Below are 26,581 nucleotides of genomic sequence, written 5' to 3'. Positions count from 1 at the left end.
CCTCATCCGGTATGGCCGAATTTCACGATGGTCGCGACGTAGAAGATGACGACCAGAATCGCCAGCGCGACGCCGATCGCCGCCGAACGGTTGCGCCGCGCCTTCTTCTGGCTTTCGGTCAGCGTGACCAGTTCAAGCTTCTTGTCGATCATGGTCATGCTCCACCGATGGCCAAAGCGCGACCGACGACACAGTCGGCAAGATAGATGGCGAAGATGGCGAAGAGGTAGAGCAGCGAATAGGCGAACAGAGCCTTGGCCGGCTTCATGACGCGGTCGCTATCGGTCATGCACAGCACTTTCCAGGCATACCAGACGAAGCCGGCGCCGAGAGCCACTGATGCGACGCCATAGAAGGCGGTGGTGAAACCGAGCACCCAGGGCAGCACACCGATCGGCGCCAGGATCAGGGCGTAGGCAAAGATCTGGCGGCGGGTCGAGGCCTGGCCGGCAACGTTCGGCATCATCGGGATGCCAGCCTTGGCGTAGTCGTCGGACTTGAACAGCGCCAGCGCCCAGAAGTGCGGCGGCGTCCACAGGAAGATGATCAGGAACAGGACGAGGCTTTCCAGGCTCACTGTTCCGGTCACCGCGGCCCAGCCGATGACCGGCGGGATGGCGCCGGCGGCACCGCCGATGACGATGTTCTGCGGCGTCGAGCGCTTCAGCCACATCGTATAGACGACGGCGTAGAAGAAGATGGTGAAGGCAAGCAGCGCCGCCGACAGCCAGTTGACCAGCACGCCCAGCGTCATCACCGACAGCACCGAAAGCACAAGGCCGAAGCTCAGGGCTTCGCCGGGCAGGATACGGCCGGACGGTACCGGGCGGCCGGCGGTCCGGCTCATCACCGCGTCGATGTCGGCGTCGTACCACATGTTGAGCGCACCCGAGGCGCCGGCGCCGATGGCAATGGCCAGGATGGCGATCACCGCCAGCAGCGGGTTGATGGTCACGGGCGCAGCGACCATGCCGACAAAGGCCGTGAACACCACCAGCGACATGACGCGCGGCTTCAGCAGGGCGAAGAAATCGCCCGACGTGGCTTCCGACATGCGAAAGCCCGCTTCGTCAATCATTGGGTCGTCGACAAGGGCCATGCGTACATAAGTCCAATCATTCCGTTGGCCGAAACCGCCGGCGGGCCGGCGGTTTCGTATTCGGGCTGCCTTACTTGATCTTCGGCAGCTGTTCCCACTGGTGGAAGGGCGGCGGCGAAGGCAGCTGCCATTCGAGCGTCGTTGCACCCTCGCCCCACGGATTGGCGCCGGCGACGCGCTTCTTCTGGAAGGCCTCGAACACGCCATAGAGGAAGATCACCACGCCGACGGCCGATATATAGGAGCCGTAGGACGACACCATGTTCCAGCCGGCGAACGCGTCGGGATAGTCGATGGTGCGGCGCGGCATGCCGGCCAGGCCGAGGAAATGCTGCGGGAAGAAGATCAAATTGACGCCGACGAAGGTGACCCAGAAGTGGGTGTTGGCGATCACCGGCGAGTACATGTAGCCGGTCATCTTGGGGAACCAGTAGTACCAGCCGGCGAAGATGGCGAAGACCGCACCCAGCGACAGCACATAGTGGAAGTGGGCAATGACGAAATAGGTGTCATGCAGCGAGCGGTCGAGGCCGGCGTTGGCGAGCTGGACGCCGGTGACACCGCCGACCGTGAACAGGAAGATGAAGCCCAGCGCCCACAGCATCGGCGTCTTGAACGAGATCGAGCCGCCCCACATCGTCGCGATCCAGGAGAAGATCTTCACGCCTGTCGGCACGGCGATGACCATGGTGGCAAAGACGAAATAGCGCTGCGTGTCGAGCGACAGGCCGGTCGTGTACATGTGGTGCGCCCAGACGATGAAGCCGACGGCGCCGATCGCGACCATGGCGTAGGCCATGCCGAGATAGCCGAACACCGGCTTCTTCGAGAAGGTCGAGACGATGTGGCTGATGATGCCGAAGCCCGGCAGGATCAGGATGTACACTTCGGGGTGACCAAAGAACCAGAACAGATGCTGGAACAGGATCGGATCGCCGCCGCCATCCGGGGCGAAGAAGGTGGTGCCGAAATTGCGGTCGGTAAGCAGCATGGTGATGCCACCGGCCAGAACCGGAAGCGACAAGAGCAGCAGGAAGGCGGTGATCAGAACCGACCAGGCAAATAGCGGCATTTTGTGCAGCGTCATGCCCGGCGCGCGCATGTTGAAAATGGTGGTGATGAAGTTGATGGCGCCGAGGATCGAGGACGCGCCGGCAATGTGGATCGACAGGATCGCCAGATCCATGGCCGGCCCGGGCTGGCCGGAGGTCGACAGCGGCGGATAGAGCGTCCAGCCGCCGCCAACGCCATAGGCGCCGGGCGCGCTCGGCATGAAAGCCGAAGCGATGAGCAGCAGGAAGGCCGGCGGCAGCAGCCAGAACGAGATGTTGTTCATGCGCGGGAAGGCCATGTCAGGCGCGCCGATCATGATCGGCACCATCCAGTTGGCGAAGCCGCCGATCAGCGCCGGCATGACCATGAAGAAGATCATGATCAGCGCGTGCGCGGTGCCGAAGGCGTTGTACATGCTCTTGCCGCCGTCGATGGCGGCATCGCCGTTCATGCCATAGACCATCTGCGCCAGACCGGTGAAGATCTGGATGCCCGGCTCCTGCAGCTCCATGCGGATGACGACCGAAAGCGCGCCGCCGACGATGCCCGCGAAGATCGCGAAGATCAGGTAGAGCGTGCCGATGTCCTTGTGGTTGGTGGAGTACACCCACCGGACCCAGCCATGATAGGGCTTGTGGTCGTGGTCGTCGTGAGCTGCAGCTTCTGCCATGGTCGGCTCCGTTCCCTAATTCTTGCTAACCCGCGGCATCAATTGCCGGCGGCCGCTACCTTGTTGGTACCGTCGACCTCGGCCATCAGCGCCTTGTTGGCGCCGGGGAGGTCGGTCTTGGCTGCTGCCAGCCAGGTCTTGTACTGCGCATCGGATACGACGCGGACGGCGATCGGCATGAAGGCATGGTCCTTGCCGCAGAGCTGCGAGCACTGGCCGTAATAGATGCCTTCCTTTTCCGCCTTGAACCACGTCTCGTTGGTGCGGCCGGGAACCGCGTCCATCTTGATGCCGAAGGCCGGCACGGCAAAGGAATGGATCACGTCGGCTGCGGTAACCAGGACGCGCGTCATGGTGTTGACCGGCACGACCAGCTCGTTGTCGACCGCCAGCAGGCGCGGATAGACCTTGCGGTCTTCCTTGCCGATCGCGGCGCGGTCGGCGTCCTGCAGGATGGCCGAGTTGAAGGAGAGCGTGTTCTCGGTCTGGTACTCATAGTCCCAGTTCCACTGATTGCCCGTTACCTTGACGGTCAGCTTGGCCTCTTCCGGCGGCGTGTACTGCGCCGTCAGCAGTTGGAACGAGGGAATGGCGATGAACAGCAGGACGACGACCGGCCCGACTGTCCAGATGATCTCGATCAGCGTGTTGTGACTGGTCTTTGACGGAACCGGGTTTTTGCTGGCGCGGAACCTGAAGATGCACCAGGCGAGAAGCGCCAGAACCAAAGCAGTGATCGGGACGACGAACCACATCGTGTAGTTCCCGAACCACTCGATCTGCCGCATCATGTCTGTCGCCGGCGGCTGAAAAGTCATCTCCCACGGCTGCGGCTGGGCCGCATGGGCGGAGGCACCGGCGAAAAATGCGGCGGCGGCGCCTGCCGTTGCCATCAATTTGGCGCTTGCTGGGAATTTTCTCATCGCCCTCTTCATCTCCCGGTTCCTCGCGATCGCGACGCAAGAATATCGAACAATGCCGGGATGGGAATCCCGGACAGTCCCAAGGGTGGTTCAAACCATACTCTATTTCCCTCCGCAAGAAAGGAGCGGGCGAAACCGTGCGGCATTTTTGCGCGCAAGTGCTGCCGCGCTGTTTCGACGGCCTCGTGGCCCGCGCGGGTCGTCGACAGACAGGCTATGCGGGCTTGTGTCAGGAATGCGCCCGACGGTCGCAATTCGGGCGAATTTGCTAGGGAAAAGCGCATTATTGCGCCTGCCGGGGCTGACCGGCGGTCGCCCTATCCTTTACTTGGCCTTGGCGCGGCTTAAAGTGCCGTGATTCGCAATGGAGCCGTCATGACCTCTTGGCTTTCGAGAAACGCCTGGCATTCGAAGAGCGCCTGGCATTCGAAAAGCGCTTGGCTTTCGAGAAGCGGGGCGAAGGTCGTTTTTCTCGCCGCCCTGATCGGTATCGGCTCGTCCGCAACCGGCGTCGCCAATGCAGCGCAGCCCAGCGGCACGGTCAAGTCAACGCATGGCGCGTGGTCGATCATCTGCGACACGCCGGCCGGCGCCACCTCGGAACAATGCGTGATGATGCAGAACGTCGTTGCCGAGGATCGCCCGGAAATGGGACTGTCCGTCGTCGTCCTGCGCACCGCCGACAACAAGGCCGAGATCCTGCGCGTGCTGGCCCCGCTCGGCGTTCTGCTGCCCAATGGCCTGGGCCTCAATGTCGACGGCAAGGATATTGGCCGCGCCTATTTCGTGCGCTGCTTCCAAGACGGCTGCTATGCCGAGGTCATTCTCGAAAAGCCGCTGCTCGATACGCTGAAGACCGGGACGTCGGCCACCTTCATCGTCTTCCAGACGCCGGAAGAAGGCATCGGCATCCCCGTCGACCTCAAGGGCTTCGCCGACGGTTTTGCCGCCCTGCCCTGAGCTTGATGCTTGCGAAACCGTCTTTCCTCACAATTCCCACGGGTTTGATCTTTGGCTGTGGGGGTCATCATGCGTGCTTGTTCTTTGCTTTTGTCGACCGGTCTAATCCTGACCGGCGCCGTTTCCGTCGCCTTTGCCGAGGATTCCGAAATCATCACGGCGCCCGATCCGGCCGTCATTTTCGAGCTTGCGAAAGGCTATGGCTCGGCCAAGATGGACAAGGACGACGGGGCGATCCGATGGTCTCGGGCCGGCTTCAGGGCATGAAATATGTCATCTACTTCTATGGCTGCGAAAACCATGAGAAGTGCAAGTCGATCCAGTTCTCCTCGGGCTATACCGACCCCTTCACGGCCGACCAGGCCAATGAATGGAACAAGAAATATCGCTGGGTGAAGGCCTTTTCGGGTGACGGGTCGAACTTCAAGATGGATGTCATGTTCAGGGGCGGGGCTACCCGCTCCTACCTGCTGCGGATCGTCATTGCGGATTGTGCAGGCGCGTCTTCGCGCCTACATCGTGGCAACACCATTCCTCCTGTGAGCGGACCTGCCATGAACAGCCTGACCGGCCAATTCGACATTTCAGATGATCGCATCAAGCGGATCGTCGCCGACACACTGAACGGCGCCGACGACGGCGAACTGTTCCTCGAATACAGCGAGAGCGAAGCGCTGATGTTCGACAATGGCAGGCTGAAGACCGCCAATTTCAACACCGACCAGGGTTTTGGCCTGCGCGCCGTGGCCGGCGAGGCCAGCGGCTACGCTCATTCCAGCGATCTTTCGGAGGCGTCGCTGCTGCGCGCCGCCGACGCCGTCTCGACAGTCAGGGGCGGCTATTCCGGCACGCTTGCCGCGGCACCCGCGCGCACCAACCGCCATCTCTATGGCGAGGAGAACCCGATCCCCTCGCCCTCCTTCGAGGTCAAGGCCAAGCTGTTGCAGGAAATCGACGCATGGCTGCGCGCCGAGGACCCGCGCGTGCGCCAGGTGACGGCCTCGCTCGCGGCGTCCTGGCAGCATGTCGAGATCGTGCGCGCCGACGGCCAGATCGTGCGCGACATCCGCCCGCTGGTCCGCATCAACGTTTCCGTCGTCGTCGGCGACGGCGACCGCCAGGAAAGCGGCTCCTATGGCATGGGCGGGCGCAAGGCGTTCGGCGAGTTCCTGGTCGAGGACGCCTGGAAGCATGCGGCCAGGGAGGCGCTCAGGCAGGCGCTGGTCAATCTCGAAGCCATTCCCGCGCCGGCCGGAACGTTCGACATCGTTTTGTCCAGCGGCTGGCCAGGCGTGATGCTGCACGAAGCCGTCGGCCATGGGCTGGAGGGCGACTTCAACCGCAAGAAGACCTCCGCCTTTGCCGGCCTGCTCGGCCAGCAGGTCGCCGCCAAGGGCGTTACCGTGGTCGATGACGGCACCATGCCGGAGCGGCGGGGTTCGCTGACCGTCGACGATGAAGGCACGCCTTCGGCCCGCAATGTGCTGATCGAGGACGGCAAGCTTGTCGGCTACATGCAGGACCGCCAGAACGCCCGGCTGATGGGCATGAAAGCCACGGGAAACGGCCGGCGCGAAGGCTATGCGCACCAGCCGATGCCGCGCATGACCAACACCTATATGACGGCGGGCGACATGGAGCCGGACGAGATCATCGCCTCGGTCAAGAACGGCATCTATGCCGTATCCTTCGGCGGCGGCCAGGTCGACATCACCTCAGGCAAGTTCGTGTTCGGCTGCACCGAGGCCTACATGATCGAAAACGGCAAGGTGACGCAGCCGATCAAGGGCGCCATGCTGATCGGCAACGGACCGGACGCCATGCACCGTGTGTCGATGATCGGCAACGACATGAAACTCGACACCGGCATCGGCATGTGCGGCAAGGCCGGACAAGGCGTGCCGGTCGGCGTCGGCCAGCCGCATCTCAGGATGAACCAGATGACGGTCGGCGGCACCAGGGTTTGAGCGAGGAGACGTCGGCGGGCTTGAATACCTTCCGCGATAGGGCTATCTTACGTTCGTCTTACGCAAAGGTCCTTCGCGATGGCTGCGACCGAAAAACTTATAACGACCGTCTCGACCAAGGGACAAGTCATCCTGCCCAGCGCTATCCGCAAACGGAGGGACTGGGGCGCGGGCACGCGCCTGCAGGTCGAAGACACACCGGACGGTGTACTTTTGAGACCGGCGCCTGCCTTTGCCCCGACACGACCAGAAGATGTCTTTGGTGTCCTGCCGCACAGTGGCAGACCGAAGACCTTGGAGGAGATGGACGCGGCCGTCCTTGCTGAAGCACGGCGGCGCCATGCTCGCGATTGATACCAACGTTGTCGTCAGGTATCTGACGAACGACGATCCCGAGCAGTCCCCGCGAGCCCGGCGGCTGATCGACGGTCAGCCCGTTTTCGTCGCCGTCACGGTGATCCTGGAGGCTGAGTGGGTGCTGCGCAGCGGCTATGGTTATGATCAGGCCTCGATCGTCAATGCACTGCGGGTGTTCGGCGGGCTTCCCACTGTCGAGATAGAGGATGCTGCGATCGTCTCTTCCGCGGTCGATCTAGCCGAGACGGGAATGGATTTCGCCGATGCGCTCCATCTGGGCAAGTCCTCGCACTGCTCAGCATTTGTGTCCTTCGACCGTAAGTTCATCAAGGCCGCACAAGCGGCCGGGTACGAAAGCGTTCGCGAAGGCTAGTTTGCCGGCTACGTCTTGCGGGGGGGGCAAACTCAAGCACGGCCTTGTGAAAATCGGCGGATTAACGTCGCCGTTTCGGCTTCTCCAGCAGCGCCACGGCCTCGACATGCGGCGACCACAGGAACTGGTCGATGGGCGTGACGCTCTTCAAGATGTAGCCGCCGTCGATCAGGATGCGCAGGTCGCGTGCCAGCGTCACCGGATTGCAGGAGACGGCGGCGACGAACGGCACATCCGAGCGGGCGATCTGCTTCGACTGGTCCTCGGCGCCAGCGCGCGGAGGGTCGAAGACGACGCCATCGAAAGCATTCAGCTCCTTGAACGTCAGCGGCCGCCGGAACAGGTCGCGGCGTTCGCCGGTTACCCGCTTCAGGCCGGTGGCGAAGCGCGATCCGCGGTCGAGCGCCGAAAGGGCTGCCGCGTCGCCTTCGACCGCGTGGACTTCGGATTTGGCCGCCAGCCGAAGCGCAAAGCTGCCGCAGCCGGCGAAAAGATCCGCGACTTTCCTGGCCCGCTTCAGATGTCCGCCAACGAGATCGGCCATCGTCTGCTCGGCGGCTTGCGTTGCCTGCAGGAAGGCGCCAGGCGGTATGGCGACAGCGACGGTGCCGAACATGACCACCGGCTTTTTCGGCTCGATGACAATCTCGTCGTCGATCGAAAGCCGGGCAAAGCCATTGGCCATGATGAAGTTGGAGGCGACCCGGCGCTGGTTCTCGCCCAGCTTGCCCGACTCATAGACAGCGACGTCAAGCCCCGAGCCCGTCACAGTGACCGCCATCCGGAACGATTTGGTGGTGGCGCAAACCAGGTCGGCGACCGACCTCAAACGATCGAGCGCGGCAACGATCTCCGGCAGCGAGATCGGACATTCCTCGATGGGGATGATTTCCGGCGACAGATGGCGATGGAAGCCAAGCAGCATGCCTGTGTTGGCGCGCCTGGCGGCAAGCACGACGCGGCGGCGTGTGTGTGGCGCACACGGCACCAGGGCGCCGATGTCGCCGGCAATGCCTTTCAAGGCGTGCACGACCTTGTCGCGTTTCCATTGCTGGTAAGCGTCGGCTTGCAGATGCTGGACGGCGCAGCCGCCACATTCGGTGAAATGCCGGCAGGCCGGATCGATACGCAGCGGCGACGTCTCCAATACCGCCATCAGCATGGCGCGATCCCTCTCGCGCGCGGCGGTGACGGTCTCGCCGGGCAGGGTGAAGGGAATGAACATCTCGCCGGTTTCCGTCTCGGCGACGCCGTCGCCCTGCGAACCCAGTCTCTTGATGGTGAAGCCCGTGCTCATCGGTCCTTGGTCCCGGCATCCTTAATCCCGGCAAGCAGGAATTCGCGGTTGCCGTCGCCGCCTTCGATCGGCGACATGTGCAGGCCCAATGTACGCCAGCCAGGGACGCCTTCGAGCCATTCCTGCAGCAAGCCGGCCACACGGGCGGCGTCATAAGGGTCTTTCAACAGACCGCCCTTGCCGATTGCCTCGCGGCCGGCCTCGAATTGCGGCTTGACCAGAAACACCGCACGAGCGCCGTCCCGAGCCAATGCCAACGCCGGTGGCGTCGCCAGTTTCAACGAGATGAAGCTGACGTCGGAGACGATGAAATCCGGGATGCGGCCGCCGAGATCGGCAGCCGTGAGCTCGCGAGCGTTGAGGCCCTCGATGACCGTCACGCGCGGGTCGCCCGCAATGTCGGGATGCATCTGGCCGTGGCCGACATCGATGGCCGTGACATGGGCCGCGCCGCGTTCGAGCAGCACCTGGGTGAAGCCGCCGGTCGAGGCGCCGATATCGAGAGCTTCACTACCCGCAGGATCGAGACTGAAATGGTCGAGCCCGGCGATCAGCTTCAGCGCCGCGCGTGAGACATAACCCTGCGCCGGATCGTCGATGACGATGAGACAGTGCGGCAGAACCGTCTGGCCGGGCTTGCGGGCGACCACGCCGTCGACCGTCACGGTGCCGCGCTCGACCGCGTCGCGGGCGCGCGAGCGGCTCGCAAACAGGCCGCGCTGGACGAGCAATTCGTCGAGCCGCTGGCGTGTGCTGGCTGGCAGAGGGGAGTTCATCGGCCTTCATGGCGAAAGCCGGCCGCGAAGGCAAGGACATTGGCATAGGAGGACGTCGAGACCCGGGCCGCAAGCCAGTCCGCCCGGTTGAATAGCGCAGCCAGTCCGGCAAGATGTAGAGGCTCAGGCAATGCGGAGGAAGACGAATGCTGACGGGAACCTGCCATTGCGGCGCCGCCCACTGGACCCTGGAAGGCGATCCCGGCCCGATCACGGCCTGCAATTGCACGCTTTGCCGCCGCTATGGCACGCTCTGGGCCTATGACTTTGTCGACGAGCGTATCCGGCTTGCGGGGCCCGTGCAGTCCTACACCCGCGCCGGCAAGGAGACGCCGTCGCTGGAAATCCTGTTTTGCCCGACATGTGCCTGTGTGCTTGCCTGGCGCGGTTTGCGCCGCAGCGACAGCGGCCGCACGCGGATCGCCGTCAATGTCAGGCTGGCACCGCCGGAGGCGGTCGCCGACCTGCCGATCGACCATTTCGACGGGCTGGACACTTATGACGACCTGCCGCGCGATGGGCGCTGCGTGCGCGATATGTGGTTTTAGAAGATCGTCCGTGAGACCTGCCGTTCAACGGCCGGCATCAGGCCGTCGCTTCCGTCATCTGAAGCCTGCTTGCGCGGGCGCTCGACAGCAACGACTGGTGCGTCCGGCACGACGACAAGCTGCGGCACCTGCTTGTAGGAAAAAGCGCCCCTGATATCGCCCATCTTGCGGGCGACGATGCCTGCCACCGCCTGTTCGAGCTTGCGGTCATAGCGCGTCTCGGCCATGGCCGGCGGGGCGATGACGGCCAAAAGGGCCGCGCCGCACAGAAGCGTTCGCATTGTTTTTAACTCCCTGCCTGGAGGCAGTTCTAGCAGGGCGGCGTTGAAAAACGGCCAAAAGAGACGGTAAGCGAAACGCCAAAGAGAAGCGTTAACAAAGTGTCAGGCTTGCACAGGCAACTGCTTCAGCTGCGTGAGGTTTGATTCAGGCGCGCTGCGCGCGCGCGGAATGGCCGAGCGCGACGAACACGGTGCGCACGATGCCGGCCGCGTCGAGCCCGGCATCGGCATACATTTTTTCCGGCTTGGCGTGGTCGGTGAACTCGTCCGGCAGCACCAGCGGCCGAACTTTCAGACCGCTTTCCAGCAAGCCTTCATGGGCGAGGAACTGCAGCACGTGGCTGGCGAAACCGCCGACAGCCCCCTCTTCCACCGTCACCAGCACTTCGTGCGAGCGGGCGAGACGGCGGATCAAATCCTCGTCCAGCGGCTTGGCGAAGCGGGCGTCCGCAACCGTCGTCGAAAGCCCTGCCGCGCCGAGTTCCTCGGCCGCCAGCAGACAGTCCTGCAGTCTTGTGCCAAAGGACAGAAGCGCCACCTTGGTGCCTTCCCTGACGATGCGGCCCTTGCCAATTTCGAGCACCGAGCCGCGCTCCGGCATGTCGACGCCGACGCCATTGCCGCGCGGATAGCGGAAGGCGATCGGGCCTTCGTCATAATAGGCGGCGGTGCGCACCATGTGGCGAAGCTCCGCCTCGTCGGCGGCCGCCATCACCACGAAGCCCGGCAGCGTCGCCAGGAAGGTGGTGTCGAAGGCGCCGCAATGAGTGGCGCCGTCGGCGCCGACGAAACCGGCGCGGTCGATCGGGAAACGCACCGGCAGTTTCTGGATCGCCACATCATGGACGACCTGATCGTAGGCGCGCTGCAGGAAGGTCGAATAGATGGCGGCGAAGGGCTTGTAGCCCTCGCTGGCGAGGCCGGCGGCGAAGGTCACGGCATGTTGCTCGGCAATGCCGACATCGAAGGTCCGGGTCGGAAACGCTTCGCCGAACAAATCGAGGCCGGTGCCGTTCGGCATGGCGGCGGTGACGGCGACGATACGTTCGTCCAGGCGGGCTTCCTGGACCAGGCTTTCGGCAAACACCTTGGTGTAGGCCGGCGCATTGGCCGGGGCCTTGGTCTGCGCGCCGGTGATGACGTCGAACTTGTTCACGCCATGATATTTGTCGGCCGCAGCCTCGGCCGGCGCGTAGCCCTTGCCCTTCTGGGTCACGACATGGATCAGCACCGGACCGTCGGCATGGTCGCGGACGTTCTTCAGCACCGGGATCAGATGCTCGAGATTGTGGCCGTCGATCGGGCCGATATGGTAGAAGCCAAGCTCCTCGAACAGCGTGCCGCCGGTGACGTAGCCGCGCGCATGCTCGACCGCCCGCTTGATGGCGCGATCGGCACGCTTGCCGAGATAGGAGGTCAGTTTCTTGCCGAAGTCGCGCAGGCCAAGATAGGTCTTGCCAGAGGCAAGCCGCGCCAGATAGGCGCTCATGGCGCCGGTCGGCGGCGCGATCGACATGTCGTTGTCGTTGAGAATGACGATCAGGCGAGCATCGAGCGCGCCGGCATTGTTCATGGCTTCATAGGCCATGCCGGCAGACATGGCGCCGTCGCCAATGACGGCAATGACATTGTTGTGGCCGCCGGAGAGGTCGCGCGCCATGGCCATGCCGAGGCCAGCGGAAATGGAGGTCGAGGAGTGCGCGGCGCCGAACGGGTCGTATTCGCTCTCGGCGCGACGGGTGAAGCCGGACAGGCCGCCCTCCTGGCGCAGCGTGCGGATGCGGTCGCGGCGGCCGGTCAGGATCTTGTGCGGATAGGCCTGGTGGCCGACATCCCAGATCACGCGGTCTTCCGGCGTGTTGAAGACATAGTGCAGCGCCACCGTCAGTTCGACGACACCGAGGCCGGCGCCGAGATGCCCGCCCGTATGCGAGACGGCATCGATCAGCTCGGCGCGCAGCTCCGAGGCCAGCTGCGGCAGCTCGCTTTCGTCAAGCTTCTTCAGGTCGGCTGGAATGCGGACCTTGTCGAGAAGCGGCGTATGCAGCGTTGCGTTCACTGGTAAAGGGCCTGCTCAGCTATGATGCGCGTCGATCCATGGCGAAATATGCCTGCGTCGCCGGAATGTAAATGCGTGTCAGTGACGCGGGTGATGCTGACGTTAATTGTCCGGTAACGGAATGAACTCTTCCTCGTCTCCGGGAACGATATCGAAGCGGCCCGTCTTCCATTCCTGCTTGGCCTGTTCGATGCGTTCCTTCGACGACGAGACGAAGTTCCACCAGATGTGGCGCGGGGAGCCGAGCGAAGCGCCGCCGAAGAGCATGAAATGGGCGCCGCGCTCGGACGACACGACGATCTCGTCGCCAGGCCGGAACACCAGCAGCCGTTCGGCCGGAAAACGGTCGCCCGAGATTGAGACATCGCCGTCCAGCGTGTAGATGGCGCGTTCCTCGGCGTCGGCGGGAATTTTGACGCTGGCGCCGGGCGCCAGCCTCAGATCGGCGTAGAGCGTCTCGGTGTCGGCTCTTACCGGCGAGCGCAGTCCCTGGAAATCGCCGATCACCACGCGGCCGGAAACACCTTCGGCGTCGATCTCGGGCAGAAGGAGCGCGGCCGTGTTCTCGAACACCGGCGCCACTTCCTCCTTGCCGTCGGGCAAAGCCAGCCATGTCTGCAGGCCGGAGACCGACATCGGCGCGCCGCGCAGTTCTTCGGGCGTGCGCTCGGAATGGACAATGCCGCGGCCGGCGGTCATCAAATTCACGTCGCCGGGCTGGATGACCATCTCGGTGCCGAGCGAATCGCGGTGCCTGATATTGCCGTCGAACAGATAGGTGACGGTGGAAAGCCCGATATGCGGGTGCGGGCGCACATCCATCGCCTGCCCGGCGCGCAAGATGGCCGGCCCCATGCGGTCGAAGAAGATGAAGGGACCAACCAGCCGCCGCTTTGCCGTCGGCAGAGCGCGGCGAACCTGGAAGCCGCCAATGTCCTTGGCGTTTGGAATGACCATGAGCTCGATCTGGTCGCTGGCGAAGGCATCGCCAGGCTCAGGGTCCTTGCCGGGGAAGAAACTCATCTGGATGTCTTCAGGCGAAGCGGAGCGCCGATTTGGCTTTTGCCTTGGCCGCCACCTCTTCGCGATTGCGCGGATGATGCGTGGTTTCCAGCGAATGCAGCAATTCATGCGCCGATTCGGCGATCGCCTCGACGGCGCGGTCGAAGGCTGCCTGGTTGCGCTGCGAGGGGCGCGTCGTTCCGCTCAGTTTGCGCACGAATTGAAGGGCGGCGTCGCGGATCTCGTCATGGGTCGCCGGCGGCTCGAAATTGAACAGGGTCTTGATGTTTCTGCACATGCTTGAACTCCTATCTGCTTTATGCCCGCCCCATTCCACTACTCCGCGTCGAGCGGCTCCGTTCCCACCGGTTTGCCATCACGCGACAGCCTGATCTTCTCGACCTTGTCTTCGGCCGCCTTCAGCAGCCGGTCGCAATGGGCCTTCAGCGCCTCGCCGCGCTCATAGATCTTGATCGACTGGTCGAGCGGCACGTCGCCGCGTTCGAGATCATCGACGATCTTCTCCAGCGCGTCGAGTGCCTGCTCGAAGCTCATCGCCTTGACGTCTTCATTTGCTTCGCCAGCCATACTTTACCCCTTCATCAGCCGCCCGACATGGGCGGCCACCGAAAATGCCAGTCCTTGCAGATCGTAGCCGCCCTCGAGCAGGCTGACGAGCCGGTTGCCGCTGTGGCGCCCGGCGCGCTCCAGCAGTTGGCCGGTCGCCCAGTCGAAATCGCCCTCGTTGAGGTTGATCTCGGCCAGCGGATCGCGATGGTGGGCGTCGAAACCGGCGGAAATGATGATCAGATCGGGCGCGAAATTGTCGAGCGCCGGCAGGACGCGCGACAGCAAGGCATCGCGAAAGACCTCTGAGCCGGTCTGTGGCGCCAGCGGCGCGTTGACGATGTTACCGGCGCCGGTTTCGGTCTTGGCCCCCGTGCCGGGATAGAGCGGCATCTGGTGCGTCGAACAATAGAGCACCGACGGATCGTCCCAGAAGATGTCCTGCGTGCCGTTGCCGTGATGGACGTCCCAGTCGACGATGGCGACGCGCTCAGCGCCGTGTTTCTTCTGCGCATAACGCGCGGCGATGGCCGCGGTGTTGAACAGGCAAAAGCCCATCGCCGTGGTCTTTTCGGCATGGTGGCCGGGCGGACGCGCGGCGACGAAGGCGTTGGCGACACGGCCCTCGAAGACATCGTCTACGGCGGCATTGGCCGCGCCGATGGCGGTCACCACCGCCTGCCAGCTTTTCGGGCTGGCGCTGGTGTCGGCGTCGATCGGGGCAATGCCGCTTTCAGGGATCGCGGCGCGGACCCGAGCCACGAAATCCTCAGGGTGGGCATAGAGGATCGTCGCCTCGTCGCCTTGCGGCGCCGTGACCCGATCGAGCGCCGCAAAGGCCTCGTCATCGAGCACGCGCTCGATGGCGCGCAAGCGGTCGGGTCGCTCCGGATGACCGGGCGGCGTCAGATGTTCGAGGAAGATCGGATGGGTGTAGAGCCTTGTGACCATGACCCGATATAGGCGCGCCCGGCCGCTTTGACCATGGTTTGACGCCGCGCCGCCCCGACGTTCAACAGGGTTTAGGTGCTCGGCTGCGTCCAGCGCGAGCCGCCGAATGAGGCCAGCGCCTTGTCCCTGAGCTCCCGGAACTTGGACGACGCCTCGGCCAGCCGCTGGTCCCATTCGGCGTTCGGCACCTGGCCTTCAATCGTCCTAAAATAGACCTGCATCAGGCAGGCGATGGCGAAGGGTTCGATGAATGCCGCCTTGAAGGCCCAGGCCAGCAGGATCGCCAGCACGAAGGCCCAGCCGCCGAGCTGCCCCGGGATGAACCACATGATGGCGGCGGCCGGCGCCAGCATCAGCAGGAAGATGACGAAGGACACGCCCCACATGATCACCGCCAGCCAGACGGCGTTCTTGACCATGGTCTTGCCGTTCTGGGCATAGAGCACGACGCCTTGCCGCGCCGTCTCGAAGGGCGAGGACGAGTTGATGCGGATGTTGTAGCCGAGGATGATCTCGTCGACATAGGTCAGCGACAGGCGGATGACTGTGTTGATGAAAGCGACCAGGCCGCCGAGGCCCGGAATGGGCAGGAAGGCGGCGATGCCGCCGATCAGGCCGGTGATGGCGCGGATGGCGCCCTTGACCAGGTGGTCGAGCACGAAAAGGATGTTGGCCTCGGCGAAACGCTCCTTCACAACATCCTTGGCGTAGGCGATCTGGTCCTGGCCATTGGGAACGTCCCTACCGTCGATCAGATGGACCATGACGGCGATATGGCCGGCTTTGACGACGTAGAGGATGTATTCGCGGATCCAGTAAAGCGCGATCGAAACGACGCCAATGCCGACGATGCCGCCCCAGAGTGCAAAGGACAGCGGCCCGTCGGGATCGGTGGAGATGTGGCCGACGCCATAGCCGACCGAGGCGCCGCTGCCGGTCGCCACGATATAAGCCAGCGTGATGCCGAAATAGACGATCATGCGAAAGACGATGAACGGCCATGTCCTGATCATGATGGACACCGACCTGCCGATTTCGAAATCCCACATGCGCCCGAATCTCCCCTCAGAGAATGGACGGCGAGGATGATCCCGGGCCTGGAATTGTCAACATCGGCAAATCCCGAGTCGTGGGTCAGTTTGAAATCTGAAGGTGATAGTCGAACTCCCAGCGTCCCAGCCTCGTTAGTTGCGCAGCTATCGCGTCCCATGTATCGCCCTCGGTAGCTGCGCAACGATCTATGAGAAACTTTTCCAGTTCAGCGTAGTCGAATCTGAGCATGAAAATTACGCTGTCTCCAGAAAACACGTTGCCGCTTTGCGAGCGAAGAAAATAGTTCGGAGAGCAGACTGTCGCCGTAAATGCGTCGGCGCTCGCATCTCCTTCTGGGCCCGCGTAGAAATCTATAGTAATGGAAAAGTCGGTGGGATCGCGCGGCTTCCACGTGTCAAGGGCGAATGTGCCAGCTTTGGTCTCTACAACTCGGTGACCCTTGTATTGTGCTCTCATAGGGGCAATTCTCCACGCTTTCTATAGGTGCCCGCACCATCGGCTTCTCAGCTTCCTTCGCCTCGATCAGCGCAACGATGTCCGCAATCTCAAACTGATCCACTGCCAAAATGCCGGGTCTCGGCGGTGAGATTTCAGACCGGCTGAGGACCCTGCTTCTTCAGCAACCCTTCGAGCAACTGTTTGAAGGCCGCCACCACGGTCTTCGACGTCGCTTCGGGGTCGCTCGAATTGGCGATGCGCTGCGCCGCCTGGCTGCTGGCGCCGTTGATCAGCCGCGCGGCGGTTTCGGGGTCGACACCGGGGACGACCACCCCCTCCTGCTGCAGAGCGGTCAGATGATCGGTCATTGAACCGACGCAGGCATTGGCATTCGGCCATTGCGCCGGATCCCCCAGCACGGCCGGGCCATCCCTGAACATGATGCGCTGGATTTCGGGCTCCAGCGCCATTTCGATATAGGTCGTGCATTCGTCGACGAAATGCTGCCAGCGGGTCGGCGCTTTCGACGCGATCTCATTTATGCGAACCGCCATCTCGCCATCGATTTCGGCGATGACCGCCTGCAGCAGCCCCTTCTTGTCGCCGAAATGATGGTAGAGCGCGCCGCGCGTCAGCCCGGCCGAGGCGGTGAAATCGTCCATCGACGCCTCGGCATAGCCGATCGTACCGAAGGCATGGCGGGCCGCCGTGATCAGCTTGGCGCGCGTTTCGGCGATCATCTCCTTGCGGGGTCTGTGCATGGTTCTGGCCTTATTCACATACGCATCGTATGCCAATTGACATACGCCGCGTATGCACTATCTTACAATCATACGCATCGTATGTAATTGTTGAATTGGCCTTTGTCGAGGAGCCCGCAATGCAAAACCCCTACGCCGAAATCTTTCGTGCCCCCGGAGCCAAGGGCTTTGCCAGCGCCGGCTTCCTGGCGCGCCTGCCGATCGCCATGGCGCCGATCGGACTCGTGGCGATGCTGTCGCAAACGCATGGCGAATACTGGCTGGCCGGCGCCGTCGCGGCGACCTTCGCGCTGAGCAATGCTTTCGTGGCGCCGCAAATCTCAAGGCTGGTCGACCGGCTCGGCCAGACGCGTATCGTTGTTCCCACCACCATTGTCACCGTGATCGCCTTTGCGGTGCTGATTGCGGCAGCCAATCAGGACTGGCCGCTATGGACATTGTTCGTGTCGGCATTGGCGGCTGCCGCCATGCCCAGCATGCCGGCCATGGTGCGCGCGCGTTGGACCGAGATTTTCCGCGGCCGGCCGCAGATGAACACCGCTTTCGCCTTCGAGTCGGCTGCGGACGAACTCGTCTACATCGCAGGCGCATCGCTGTCGGTGGGCTTGAGCGCCGCCCTCTTCCCCGAAGCTGGTGTTCTGGTGAGCACGCTGTTCCTCGCCATCGGCTCGACAGCTTTCATCCTGCAGCGCTCGACCGAGCCGCAAGTGCGGCCGGTGGATCGTGTCACAAGCGGCTCGGCAATCCGGCTGCGCCCAGTGCAGATCATCACCTTCGCCCTGATCTTCGTCGGCACCACCTTCGCGACGACGGAAGTGAGCACGGTGGCGATCACCAAGGAACTCGGCCAACCGGGCGCCGCCAGCCTCGTTATCGGGGTCTATGCGCTGGGATCGTTCGTGCTCGGCCTCGTTGTCGGCGCGCTCAATCTGAAAGCACCGTTGCAGCGCCAACTGGCCATCGCGGTCGCTCTTGTCGCGCTCGGCACATTGCTGCCCCTAACGGCCGGCACCGTGCCGCTCTTGGCGCTGGCCGTGTTCATCAGCGGCGTGGCGATTTCGCCGACCTTCATCACCGCCTTCGGCCTGATCGAGCGGCACGTGCCGGAAGCGATGCTGACCGAGGGGATCACCTGGGTGATGACCGGGATTGGCATCGGCATGGCGCTGGGCTCGTTTGCCGCCGGCGCCGTCGTGGACGCCTTTGGAGCTCAGAACGGGTTCTGGGTCTCGGTGGCGGCCGGCACTATCGCACTGGTCACGGTGCTCGCCGGCCAGCGCAGCCTGGCCACCCATGAATGCGAGCTGGACGGATGCGACGCGGCCGCCGTTCCCGCGGAATAGGAGCACAAGCGTCCGGTTCAGCTCACGGAACGGACGCCGTTCACCTTGAAGAAGCCGGGCTTCCTAGGAGTGTTCAAACCTGTTGCGAATCTCGTCCCCATCAACAACGACGACGGGACTTCCCAGTGTCTCGACCATATCCGGGTTCAGATGGGGTATTGTTTCAGCGCGCCCGACCATCGGCGGACATTCTCCGGCGCAATACACGACCGAGCTGGTGACACGCAGGATTTTCCACAGCGCTTCGTAGAGGCGCGGATCGTCGGGCGGCCGCGCGACGGTGAAGCCTGAACATCGCGAGGCATCGCCGGGGTCGAAATTGAGATAGAGGTCGGCCGACGACGCATCGTCATAGGCGACGACCCAGCAGGTGAATTCAGGTTCACGCCTGGTGACGAACGGCGCGAAGGCATCCTCGACGATCGATGTGGGGAAGTAGCTCTCTTCGCCATCTTCAAAGCAATTGAGATAGGCCTCGAAGCTCATCCGACCGCCCCCTGTCCCCTAGAAAATCTCGGTCTTGGCGATATGAATGCCAAAGCCCTCAAGCCCGACATAGTGGCGTTCGCGCGAGGCGATCAAATTGATCGAGGAGATGCCGAGATCCTTGAGAATCTGCGCGCCGAGGCCGATTTCTCGCCACTCGTTCTCACGGCGGCGGGCCTCTTCGTGGTCCTCACGGTCGGCACTCATCGGCCGGTTGCGCTCCTGATGGGCGACGCCGACCGAACCCTCTCGGAGGTAAACGATGACGCCGCGCTTGCGTTCGCCCATCGCCTTCATAATGGCGTCGAGCCGGTGGCTGGTGCCGAACACGTCGGTCACCACATCCTCCGAATGCAGCCGCACCGGCACGTCCTCGCCGTCACGGATGTCGCCGAAAACGACCGCGACATGGTGCATGGAATCCCAGGGCAGCGTGTAGGTGAAGACCTGTGCCTTGCCGCCGAGTGTGTCGATTTCGGAGCAGGCGACGCGTTCGACCAGCGTTTCCTTGCGCTGCCGGTAGGCGATGAGGTCGGCGACCGAAACCTGCTTGAGGCCATGTTCCTCGGCAAAGCTCGCCACCTGCGGGCCGCGCTTGACGGTGCCGTCGTCATTGACCAACTCCGAGATCACGCCAACCGGCGGCAGGCCGGCAAGCTTGCAGAGATCGACCGCGGCTTCGGTATGGCCCGAACGCATCAGCACGCCGCCTTCCCTAGCGATCAGCGGGAAGATGTGGCCGGGGCGAACGAAATCCGAACCGCCGACATTGCCGTTGGCCAGGTTGCGCACGGTCAGCGTGCGGTCCTCGGCCGAAATGCCGGTGGTGGTGCCATGCTTGAAATCGACGCTGACGGTAAAGGCCGTGGTGTGGGCGGAATCATTGTCGGCGACCATTGGCTGCAGATTGAGCCGCTTGGCCTCCTCGCGCGGCATCGGCGTGCAGACGATGCCGGAGGTGTGACGGATGATGAAGGCCATTTTCTCCGGGCTGCAATGCACGGCGGCAACGATCAGGTCGCCCTCGTTCTCACGCCCGTCATCGTCCATGACGACGACGATCTCGCCGCGCTCGAAGGCGCGGATGGCTTCGACGATTTTCTTCTGATCGTATGGCATTGGCTCGCTTCGCTCGCAGGGAATAGGGGTTGGGCAGTAGGAGTTAGGGAAGGAAGTACGGGCTGGCTTATTGCCTAATCCCTACTGCCTAATCCCCGGCCTGTCTGTCCCCGGTGCCGCAGATAATGGTCGGCGATGGCGCAGGCAACCATGGCTTCGCCGATCGGCACGGCGCGGATGCCGACGCAGGGGTCGTGGCGGCCCTTGGTCATGACGTCGACGTCGTTGCCGTCCTTGTCGATGGATTTTCGCGGCGTCAGGATCGACGAGGTCGGCTTGACGGCGAAGCGGGCGACGATCGCCTGGCCGGTCGAGATGCCGCCCAGAATGCCGCCGGCATTGTTGGACAGGAAGACCGGCTTGCCGTCATTGCCGATGCGCATCTCGTCGGCATTCTGTTCGCCGGTGATGCGCGCGGCTTCGAAACCGTTGCCGATCTCGACGCCCTTGACGGCGTTGATCGACATCAGGCCGGACGCGATGTCCTGGTCGAGCTTGGCATAGATCGGCGCGCCAAGGCCGGCTGGCACGCCGTCGGCGATGATTTCAATAACCGCGCCCACCGAGGAGCCGGATTTGCGGATGCCGTCGAGATAGCTGGTGAAGACCGGAACCGAGGCCGGATCGGGGGTGAAGAACGGGTTTTCGGCGTCACCGATGAAATTCCAGTTCCAGTTGGCGCGGTCGATCGATTTTTCGCCCATCGAGACCAGCGCGCCGCGCACCACCATTCCGGGCACCACCTTGCGCGCCAAGGCGCCGGCGGCCACGCGCGCGGCGGTCTCGCGCGCCGAGGAACGACCGCCGCCGCGATGGTCGCGCACGCCGTATTTGACTTCATAGGTGTAGTCGGCGTGGCCGGGACGGTACTGGCGGGCAATCTCGCCATAGTCCTTGGAGCGCTGGTCAACATTCTCGATCAGCATCGAGACGGGCGTGCCGGTGGTGATCATCGTCTCGCCGTCCTCGTCGAGGATGAAGCCGGATAGCACCTTCACCTCGTCCGGTTCGCGGCGCTGGGTCACAAAACGCGACTGGCCGGGACGGCGCTTGTCGAGTTCGGCCTGTATCTCTTGCCGCGTGAAGCGGATGCCGGGCGGGCAGCCGTCGACGACACAGCCGAGCGACGGGCCATGGCTTTCGCCCCAGGTGGTGACGCGGAAGAGATGGCCGAACGTGTTGTGAGACATGAATTTTAGCCCTGCCCGGCAGCGGAACCGGATCAAGGGTGCGTTCTATTGGCGTTTTCCACAGCGGTCAAACTGTGATCCGGCGGTTTTAGTTTTGACACATTCGGTTGGTTTCTGCTCTCTTCCATCCGCCCGTTGAAAGCTCGCCGCCATCTGTGCAGGCGCAATGACAAAGAGGACGACGATGCGTACCCTGATTGGCGCTGCTGCCGCCATGTTGCTGATTTCCACCGCCGCCTATGCCGGCCAGACCGAAGGCCTGATCAAGAAGGTCGACAAGGACGCGCTGACGCTGACGCTGGAGGACGGTAAGTCCTTCAAGCTCAACGCCGAGACCGATCTCGATTCGCTGAAGCCGGGCATGGATATCGTCATTGCCTATGACGTGACGAATGGCGAGAACGTCGTCACCGATATGGAACTGCCCGACACCGAATAAGACCGGCGCCGAACAGGGTCTTGCCGCTCGGCGGAGCCCTGCCCGGATAAACAGGACGGTCGTCCTGTTTATCCGCTCCAACCTAAAGCCAATCCAGACGCCCGTCCTGCAGCCTGAGCACCCGGTCCTGCCGCACTTCCAGGTTTGCCGCTTCGTGTTCGGAAACACCTTCGACCATCCTGAACAGGGTCCGCACGACGCCACCATGCGTGACGCAGACCGTCTGGCGGTCGAGCGCGTCGAACCACGGCTTCACCCGTTCGAGCAGCATCTGGTAGCTTTCGGCGCCCTCGCCCGGCGGCTGGAAATTCCATTTGTTGCGCCGTCGCGCCTTCGCCGAGCCCGGCATTCGCGCATCGAGTTCGGCATAGGTAAAGCCCTGCCAGTCGCCAAAGTGCACCTCGACCAGACGCGGGTCGGTGCGGTAGGCATCGGGATCGAGCTGCATCGCCAAGCGCAGCCGCTGCATCGTCTCGCGCGTCCGCTTCATCGGGCTGGCGACAAAGTCGAAATCCTCAGGGTTCTGGATCAGTTCGGCCAGCCGCCGCCCATTGCGGGTCGCCTGCTCGCGGCCGAGTGCGTTGAGATCGGTGTCGGCCTGGCCCTGCAGCCGCGACTCGGCATTCCACTGCGTCTGGCCATGGCGCACGATGTAGACGAGCGGAACCATCGGGTCTTCCGGAAATCAGGACAGGCAGGCGGAAACCGCGGCAGAACTATTCCTTGACGGTCGAAATATCTGGCGCGTCGACCGCCTTCATGCCGACGACGTGATAGCCGGAATCGACATGGTGCACCTCGCCGGTGACGCCACGCGACAGGTCCGACAGGAAATACACGGCGGAATCGCCGACTTCTTCCTGGGTGACGGTCTGCTTCAGCGGCGAATTGTATTCGTTCCACTTGAGGATGTAGCGGAAGTCGCCGATGCCCGAAGCAGCCAAGGTCTTGATCGGCCCGGCCGAGATGGCGTTGACGCGGATCTTCTTGCCGCCGAGGTCGACGGCGAGATAGCGCACGCTGGCTTCGAGCGCGGCCTTGGCGACACCCATGACGTTGTAATGCGGCATGACCTTTTCAGCGCCATAATAGGTCAGCGTCAGCAGCGAGCCGCCATCGGTCATCAGCGCTTCGGCGCGCTTGGCGATGGTGGTGAAGGAATAGACCGAAATGTCCATGGTGCGCAGGAAATTGTCGCGCGTCGTCTCGACATAGCGTCCGGTCAACTCGTCCTTGTCGGAAAAAGCGATGGCATGGACGAGGAAGTCGAGCTTGCCGCCCCAATGCCTGGCGACATTGGCAAACACCTCGTCGAGGCTCGCCGGATCAGTGACATCGCAGTGGCCGGCGACAAAGGCGCCCAGTTCCGCAGCCAGCGGCTCGACGCGCTTCTTGAACGCCTCGCCCTGATAGGTCAGCGCGATCTCGGCGCCATGGTCGACGCAGGCCTTGGCGATGCCGTAGGCAATCGATCTGTTGTTGGCGACGCCCAGTATAAGGCCGCGCTTGCCGGCCATAAGGCCCTGTCCACCCGCCATGTCAGCGCTCTCCGAAAGGTTTTCTGCTTTGGAGTGCCTATCGCACAGGCAGAAAGGCGCATCAAGCACAGACGGGGCGCGCGTTCAATTCAGACACTCGGCGTGACAACGAATGGGGGATAATAACGTTGTTGTGAGATTTGAACGCCTCACTGCGGCCAGCGCGCCTTGACGGCCCGGGCCGGCCGACCAGCCGAATCGGCTGGCCGGCACCGCATCGGCCCTATCCCGCCATTTTGCGCCAGGGAATGAGCATTCCCACCTGCTTGCGGTAGAGGCGGTACTGATCGCCAAACATCGCGACGAGATCGCGTTCCTCGAGGAAGATGCCGAGCAGGATGTAGCCGGTGCTGCCCGCCGCGAACAGAAGATGGCCCCATGTCATCGACGGCGTCGCCCAGAAGGCGAGGAGAAAGCCGACATAGAGCGGGTGCCGGACCCATTTGTAGAACAGCGGCGTCCTGAACACGGGCGGCGCCGGTTCGCTCTTGCGCAAAGCGGCGAGAACCTGGCGCAGGCCGAACAGTTCGAAATGGTTGATCAGAAAGGTGCTGGTCAACAATACCGCCCAGCCGAGCCAGAACACGCCATGGATGACGGCGACCCAGACCGGGTTCTCGACCGTCCAGACGAGACCGGGGATCGGCCGCCATTGCCAGTAGAGCAGCAGCAGGATGAGGCTGGCCAAAAGCACATAGGTGCTGCGTTCGGCCGCGTGCGGGACAATCCGTGTCCACCAGCGCTTGAAAACCGGCCGCGCCATGATGCTGTGCTGGGCGGCGAAAAGGCCGAGCAGCAGCGCATTGACGACGACGGCTTCGACCGGACTTCCAGCGACTCCGGAATCGATGGATTTCGGCACGACCAGGTTGCCGACGAAACCGACCGCATAGAGAAACGAACCGAGAAAAATCAGGTATGCGGCAACGCCGTAGATAAGGGTGATTACGCCCGCCATGACTGCCCCTCCATGCAAGCATCAGGATTCGGTCGGTCGACCGAATTCAGTGTCAAAAACCATAAATTCTCTGACGAGTCAACTTGATCGGTCGCTCGACCGAGATAGAGTGGAGGGACGTCCAGCCCCGGACAGGAGAAGCTATGATCCGCCCAGATTGCACCGCTACCAGCGGCAGCCACGCCGCATGACGGACGCTGCCCAAGCCGTTACCCCACCGCAGAACAAGCAAAAGCGCGACACGCGCGCCGAACTGATTTCGGCTGCCGAGTTATGCCTCCATCGAGGCGGTTATGCCGATCTGTCGACGCGCCGCGTTGCCGAGATCGCCGGCGTTCCGCTCAGCCAGATCCATTACCATTTCGGCTCCAAGGAACGGCTGTTCCTGGCCCTGCTCGACCATCTGAACGAGGGCCTGCTGAAGCGCCAAGCGGAGACTTTTGCGGCACCGATGCCGCTGTGGCAACGCTGGGAGCGCGCTTGCGATTTCCTCGACGATGATCTGGCGTCCGGCTATGTCCGGATCCTGCACGAGATGATCGCGGCAAGCCTGTCGAGCCCCGAGATCGCCAAGGCGGTGCGCCGCGACCTGCGCGGCTGGTTCGAACTGCTGGACGGACTGGCGCAAGAGGCGGAGCGGCGGTTCGGCGGCCTCGGGCCATTCTCCGCCGCCGAAGTAACCAGCCTGGTCAGCGCCGCCTTCCTCGGCAGCGAGACGATGATCCTGCTTGAGATCGAGAGCCCGCATGTCCCGGTGCGGCAGGCGTTGCGCCGCTTCGGCGAAACCATCCGGCGGATGGAGGAAGCAGCGCCCGGCAGCTAGCCAGCCAAGTCGGGCCGCGTCAGCCTTTGCGGCTGCGCATCAGCGCTTCGAGTTCGCTGTCGCCGCCTTCCGGCAGCATGATGCGGACATGGGCGTAGAGATCGCCATGGCCACCCGCCTTTTCCGGCAAGCCCCTGCCCTTCAGGCGCAGCACCTTATCGGAGCTCGACCAAGCCGGAATGTTGACCGCCAGCCTGCCGGTCGGCGTGTCGACCGGCACCTTGGCGCCCAGCACCGCGTCGGCCAACGCTACCTCCAGATCGGCATGCAGGTCACGGCCCTCGATGCGGTAGCGCGGGTGCCTGCGGATACGGATCTTGACCAGCGCATCGCCCGGCTGTCCCGGCCCCTGCTCGCCCTGGCCCTTCAGCCGGATGGTCTGTCCGTCCTCGACATAGACCGGCAGCTTGACCGCAATCTTGCGGCCGTCGGGGAACATCGCCGTCACCTTTTCGGCGGTCGCTATCTCCTCGATGGTGACGTCGAGCGTGACGTTCAGATCGGCGGCGGTCGCCTGCTGGCGGCGGTCGCCTGTTCCGGCGCCGCGCGCGCCGGAAAAGGCGTCGCCGAAGATCTGGCTGAAAATGTCGCTGTTGCCGTCGAACGGATCGCCGCCCGGACGCCCCGATCGGAATTCGAAGCGCGAGCCGCCGGCGCCCTGCTGGCGGCGGAAGCCACCGAACGGATCGCCGCCGCCGGCTGCGCCCTCGAAGCCCTGGAATTTCGGCTTGCCGTCGGCGTCGATCTCGCCGCGGTCGAAGGCCGCACGGTTCTTCTCGTCGCCGACGACCTCATAGGCCTGATTGGCGGCGGCAAAACGGTCCTTGGCCTTGGGATCATTCGGATTCTGGTCCGGATGATACTTCTTGGCGAGCTTGCGGTAGGCCGATTTTATGTCCTTGGCCGATGCGTTCTTGGCAACGCCCAGCACCTCATAGGGGTCGCGCATGCGTCCTGCCCTGGAAAATGAGTTAAATCCACGTTGGCCCTTATATGCGCTCCCATAGGAAGAAATTCCAGTGGCGCACAGGCTTATCGAGGGTTGAAATTGCAGCGCCCGCAAACCTCGAAAAATCAGAGCGGTTTGAAGTCCTGCATGTGCCAGCCGCCGGCCGCGGCGATGCACAATTGCCCCTTGAACAAAGCGACGCCGTCGAAGCTTTCGCGCGAGGCGGTAAAGCTGCGGCAGGCCTGGCCGTTGTCCTGCACTTCGGCGAGTTCGGTGATGGAGCCCCGCGAGCCGGTGTCGGCATTCGCCCAGGGCACGGCCTGGCCGCGAAGCTCCTCGATGTCGGCCGAAGACACCGCATTGCCGATCGTGGTCTGGTCGGAAGCGCTGTCGGCGTCCGTCGATGTCACCCTCGCCGGCGCGCTTGAGGTGACGATGGAACGGTCGACCTCGGCCTTTTCCAGGCTGAAGCCGCCGGCGCCGCAGGCGGCAAGCGGCAGGGCGATAATCACGATCACGGCTTTCGAACTGGCCGAAGCGATAACGCTCCATTGCCCGCTGTCAAAAGCTTGCGCGATACGCGACAATCGGCAACCTCCTG

Annotated in this window: 32 protein-coding genes; 9 read left to right on the top strand and 23 right to left on the bottom strand. The window is 63.3% G+C overall.

What is annotated here, in order from left to right; genetic code table 11:
* Positions 1-2: 2 nt before the first annotated feature.
* The 4 genes from NLY37_RS01725 to coxB form a co-directional block, all read right to left on the bottom strand.
* On the bottom strand, positions 3-158 hold the full coding sequence (locus NLY37_RS01725) for a cytochrome c oxidase system small membrane protein (protein WP_023668418.1): 156 nt from the start codon (positions 156-158) through the stop codon (positions 3-5).
* Complete coding sequence (locus tag NLY37_RS01720) at positions 155-1,099, bottom strand: heme o synthase (RefSeq protein WP_023668419.1); 945 nt, start codon at positions 1,097-1,099, stop codon at positions 155-157. Before NLY37_RS01720 ends, NLY37_RS01725 begins: the two co-directional genes overlap by 4 nt.
* Positions 1,100-1,169: 70 nt before the next feature.
* Complete coding sequence (gene ctaD, locus NLY37_RS01715; RefSeq protein ID WP_023668420.1) at positions 1,170-2,822, bottom strand: cytochrome c oxidase subunit I; 1,653 nt, start codon at positions 2,820-2,822, stop codon at positions 1,170-1,172.
* Between the two features lie 38 nt (positions 2,823-2,860).
* The gene (gene coxB / locus NLY37_RS01710; protein WP_050485823.1) at positions 2,861-3,757 is read right to left on the bottom strand and encodes a cytochrome c oxidase subunit II; all 897 of its coding nucleotides are present in this window, start codon (positions 3,755-3,757) and stop codon (positions 2,861-2,863) included.
* Between the two features lie 363 nt (positions 3,758-4,120).
* Here coxB and NLY37_RS01705 point away from each other — a divergent pair, with 363 nt between their 5' ends.
* The 5 genes from NLY37_RS01705 to NLY37_RS01685 all read left to right on the top strand — a co-directional run bounded on the left by NLY37_RS01705 (position 4,121) and on the right by NLY37_RS01685 (position 7,402).
* Positions 4,121-4,705, top strand: a complete 585-nt coding sequence (locus NLY37_RS01705; RefSeq protein WP_023668422.1) for an invasion associated locus B family protein — start codon at positions 4,121-4,123, stop codon at positions 4,703-4,705.
* 69 nt (positions 4,706-4,774) lie between these two features.
* On the top strand, positions 4,775-4,972 hold the full coding sequence (locus NLY37_RS01700; RefSeq protein WP_155923284.1) for a hypothetical protein: 198 nt from the start codon (positions 4,775-4,777) through the stop codon (positions 4,970-4,972).
* Positions 4,969-6,672 (top strand): metalloprotease TldD, encoded by a 1,704-nt coding sequence (gene tldD / locus NLY37_RS01695; RefSeq protein ID WP_023816786.1) that lies wholly within the window; start codon positions 4,969-4,971, stop codon positions 6,670-6,672. The genes NLY37_RS01700 and tldD overlap by 4 nt, the downstream gene beginning before the upstream one ends.
* A 78-nt stretch (positions 6,673-6,750) precedes the next feature.
* Positions 6,751-7,026 carry an AbrB/MazE/SpoVT family DNA-binding domain-containing protein gene (locus NLY37_RS01690; RefSeq protein WP_081732289.1) on the top strand — a complete coding sequence of 92 codons (276 nt, stop codon included), beginning with the start codon at positions 6,751-6,753 and terminating at the stop codon, positions 7,024-7,026.
* On the top strand, positions 7,013-7,402 hold the full coding sequence (locus NLY37_RS01685; RefSeq protein ID WP_023692077.1) for a type II toxin-antitoxin system VapC family toxin: 390 nt from the start codon (positions 7,013-7,015) through the stop codon (positions 7,400-7,402). Before NLY37_RS01690 ends, NLY37_RS01685 begins: the two co-directional genes overlap by 14 nt.
* A 61-nt stretch (positions 7,403-7,463) precedes the next feature.
* Here the strand turns inward: NLY37_RS01685 and NLY37_RS01680 are convergent, their stop codons facing one another.
* Together NLY37_RS01680 and NLY37_RS01675 are read right to left on the bottom strand one after the other, a co-directional pair.
* Complete coding sequence (locus NLY37_RS01680) at positions 7,464-8,699, bottom strand: class I SAM-dependent RNA methyltransferase (RefSeq protein WP_023740705.1); 1,236 nt, start codon at positions 8,697-8,699, stop codon at positions 7,464-7,466.
* The gene (locus NLY37_RS01675; protein WP_023740704.1) at positions 8,696-9,475 is read right to left on the bottom strand and encodes a TlyA family RNA methyltransferase; all 780 of its coding nucleotides are present in this window, start codon (positions 9,473-9,475) and stop codon (positions 8,696-8,698) included. Before NLY37_RS01675 ends, NLY37_RS01680 begins: the two co-directional genes overlap by 4 nt.
* A gap of 146 nt (positions 9,476-9,621) precedes the next feature.
* On the opposite strand from NLY37_RS01675, the gene NLY37_RS01670 reads away from it, so the two are divergent.
* Entirely contained in the window at positions 9,622-10,023 is a 402-nt protein-coding gene (locus tag NLY37_RS01670) for a GFA family protein (RefSeq protein WP_023687142.1), read from the top strand.
* Here the strand turns inward: NLY37_RS01670 and NLY37_RS01665 are convergent.
* The 9 genes from NLY37_RS01665 to NLY37_RS01630 all read right to left on the bottom strand — a co-directional run bounded on the left by NLY37_RS01665 (position 10,020) and on the right by NLY37_RS01630 (position 17,135).
* A complete protein-coding gene (locus tag NLY37_RS01665; protein ID WP_023740703.1) occupies positions 10,020-10,304 on the bottom strand; it encodes a hypothetical protein in 285 nt (94 codons plus the stop codon). The two genes, NLY37_RS01670 and NLY37_RS01665, sit on opposite strands and share 4 nt — an antisense overlap.
* Before the next feature lie 145 nt (positions 10,305-10,449).
* Complete coding sequence (gene dxs / locus NLY37_RS01660) at positions 10,450-12,363, bottom strand: 1-deoxy-D-xylulose-5-phosphate synthase (RefSeq protein ID WP_023685414.1); 1,914 nt, start codon at positions 12,361-12,363, stop codon at positions 10,450-10,452.
* Positions 12,364-12,465: 102 nt separating this feature from the next.
* The gene (locus NLY37_RS01655; protein ID WP_023685413.1) at positions 12,466-13,386 is read right to left on the bottom strand and encodes a pirin family protein; all 921 of its coding nucleotides are present in this window, start codon (positions 13,384-13,386) and stop codon (positions 12,466-12,468) included.
* Between the two features lie 10 nt (positions 13,387-13,396).
* Positions 13,397-13,663 (bottom strand): DUF2277 domain-containing protein, encoded by a 267-nt coding sequence (locus tag NLY37_RS01650; RefSeq protein WP_023668432.1) that lies wholly within the window; start codon positions 13,661-13,663, stop codon positions 13,397-13,399.
* Positions 13,664-13,701: 38 nt separating this feature from the next.
* A complete protein-coding gene (locus NLY37_RS01645; protein WP_023668433.1) occupies positions 13,702-13,953 on the bottom strand; it encodes an exodeoxyribonuclease VII small subunit in 252 nt (83 codons plus the stop codon).
* Positions 13,954-13,956: 3 nt separating this feature from the next.
* Positions 13,957-14,883, bottom strand: a complete 927-nt coding sequence (locus NLY37_RS01640; RefSeq protein ID WP_023692080.1) for a histone deacetylase family protein — start codon at positions 14,881-14,883, stop codon at positions 13,957-13,959.
* Between the two features lie 71 nt (positions 14,884-14,954).
* Positions 14,955-15,932: a hypothetical protein gene (locus tag NLY37_RS01635; protein WP_023740702.1), complete on the bottom strand. Its 978-nt coding sequence runs from the start codon at positions 15,930-15,932 to the stop codon at positions 14,955-14,957.
* Between the two features lie 85 nt (positions 15,933-16,017).
* Entirely contained in the window at positions 16,018-16,392 is a 375-nt protein-coding gene (locus tag NLY37_RS30740) for an Imm8 family immunity protein (protein WP_023692082.1), read from the bottom strand.
* Positions 16,393-16,526: 134 nt separating this feature from the next.
* Positions 16,527-17,135, bottom strand: a complete 609-nt coding sequence (locus tag NLY37_RS01630) for a TetR/AcrR family transcriptional regulator (protein ID WP_023692083.1) — start codon at positions 17,133-17,135, stop codon at positions 16,527-16,529.
* 119 nt (positions 17,136-17,254) lie between these two features.
* Between NLY37_RS01630 and NLY37_RS01625 the strand changes: the two genes are divergently transcribed.
* Positions 17,255-18,478 carry an MFS transporter gene (locus NLY37_RS01625; RefSeq protein ID WP_023692084.1) on the top strand — a complete coding sequence of 408 codons (1,224 nt, stop codon included), beginning with the start codon at positions 17,255-17,257 and terminating at the stop codon, positions 18,476-18,478.
* 63 nt (positions 18,479-18,541) lie between these two features.
* Here the strand turns inward: NLY37_RS01625 and NLY37_RS01620 are convergent, their stop codons facing one another.
* The 3 genes from NLY37_RS01620 to aroC all read right to left on the bottom strand — a co-directional run bounded on the left by NLY37_RS01620 (position 18,542) and on the right by aroC (position 21,273).
* Positions 18,542-18,964 carry a hypothetical protein gene (locus NLY37_RS01620; RefSeq protein WP_023692085.1) on the bottom strand — a complete coding sequence of 141 codons (423 nt, stop codon included), beginning with the start codon at positions 18,962-18,964 and terminating at the stop codon, positions 18,542-18,544.
* 18 nt (positions 18,965-18,982) lie between these two features.
* Positions 18,983-20,083 (bottom strand): 3,4-dihydroxy-2-butanone-4-phosphate synthase, encoded by a 1,101-nt coding sequence (ribB, locus tag NLY37_RS01615; RefSeq protein ID WP_023685407.1) that lies wholly within the window; start codon positions 20,081-20,083, stop codon positions 18,983-18,985.
* 74 nt (positions 20,084-20,157) lie between these two features.
* On the bottom strand, positions 20,158-21,273 hold the full coding sequence (gene aroC / locus NLY37_RS01610) for a chorismate synthase (RefSeq protein ID WP_286441366.1): 1,116 nt from the start codon (positions 21,271-21,273) through the stop codon (positions 20,158-20,160).
* Positions 21,274-21,457: 184 nt separating this feature from the next.
* Here aroC and NLY37_RS01605 point away from each other — a divergent pair, with 184 nt between their 5' ends.
* The gene (locus tag NLY37_RS01605) at positions 21,458-21,712 is read left to right on the top strand and encodes a DUF1344 domain-containing protein (RefSeq protein WP_023685405.1); all 255 of its coding nucleotides are present in this window, start codon (positions 21,458-21,460) and stop codon (positions 21,710-21,712) included.
* 82 nt (positions 21,713-21,794) lie between these two features.
* Here the strand turns inward: NLY37_RS01605 and NLY37_RS01600 are convergent, their stop codons facing one another.
* From NLY37_RS01600 to mddA, 3 genes are all read right to left on the bottom strand, one after another.
* On the bottom strand, positions 21,795-22,382 hold the full coding sequence (locus tag NLY37_RS01600; RefSeq protein ID WP_023740701.1) for a histidine phosphatase family protein: 588 nt from the start codon (positions 22,380-22,382) through the stop codon (positions 21,795-21,797).
* 46 nt (positions 22,383-22,428) lie between these two features.
* On the bottom strand, positions 22,429-23,250 hold the full coding sequence (gene fabI, locus NLY37_RS01595; RefSeq protein ID WP_023692087.1) for an enoyl-ACP reductase FabI: 822 nt from the start codon (positions 23,248-23,250) through the stop codon (positions 22,429-22,431).
* Between the two features lie 223 nt (positions 23,251-23,473).
* The gene (gene mddA / locus NLY37_RS01590; RefSeq protein WP_023740700.1) at positions 23,474-24,208 is read right to left on the bottom strand and encodes a methanethiol S-methyltransferase; all 735 of its coding nucleotides are present in this window, start codon (positions 24,206-24,208) and stop codon (positions 23,474-23,476) included.
* A 187-nt stretch (positions 24,209-24,395) separates the two neighbouring features.
* On the opposite strand from mddA, the gene NLY37_RS01585 reads away from it, so the two are divergent.
* On the top strand, positions 24,396-25,031 hold the full coding sequence (locus tag NLY37_RS01585; RefSeq protein WP_023740699.1) for a TetR/AcrR family transcriptional regulator: 636 nt from the start codon (positions 24,396-24,398) through the stop codon (positions 25,029-25,031).
* 19 nt (positions 25,032-25,050) lie between these two features.
* On the opposite strand, the gene NLY37_RS01580 is transcribed toward NLY37_RS01585, so the two are convergent.
* The gene (locus tag NLY37_RS01580) at positions 25,051-25,980 is read right to left on the bottom strand and encodes a DnaJ C-terminal domain-containing protein (protein ID WP_023692090.1); all 930 of its coding nucleotides are present in this window, start codon (positions 25,978-25,980) and stop codon (positions 25,051-25,053) included.
* Positions 25,981-26,105: 125 nt separating this feature from the next.
* Positions 26,106-26,567 (bottom strand): RT0821/Lpp0805 family surface protein, encoded by a 462-nt coding sequence (locus NLY37_RS01575; protein ID WP_023687129.1) that lies wholly within the window; start codon positions 26,565-26,567, stop codon positions 26,106-26,108.
* Between the last annotated feature and the right edge of the window lie 14 nt (positions 26,568-26,581).

Origin of the sequence: Mesorhizobium sp. C395A (genome assembly GCF_030323205.1) — a bacterium.
Lineage (GTDB): Bacteria > Pseudomonadota > Alphaproteobacteria > Rhizobiales > Rhizobiaceae > Mesorhizobium.
The sequence above is the reverse complement of the archived record's forward strand: the minus strand, read 5'-3'. Positions and strand labels throughout refer to the sequence as shown.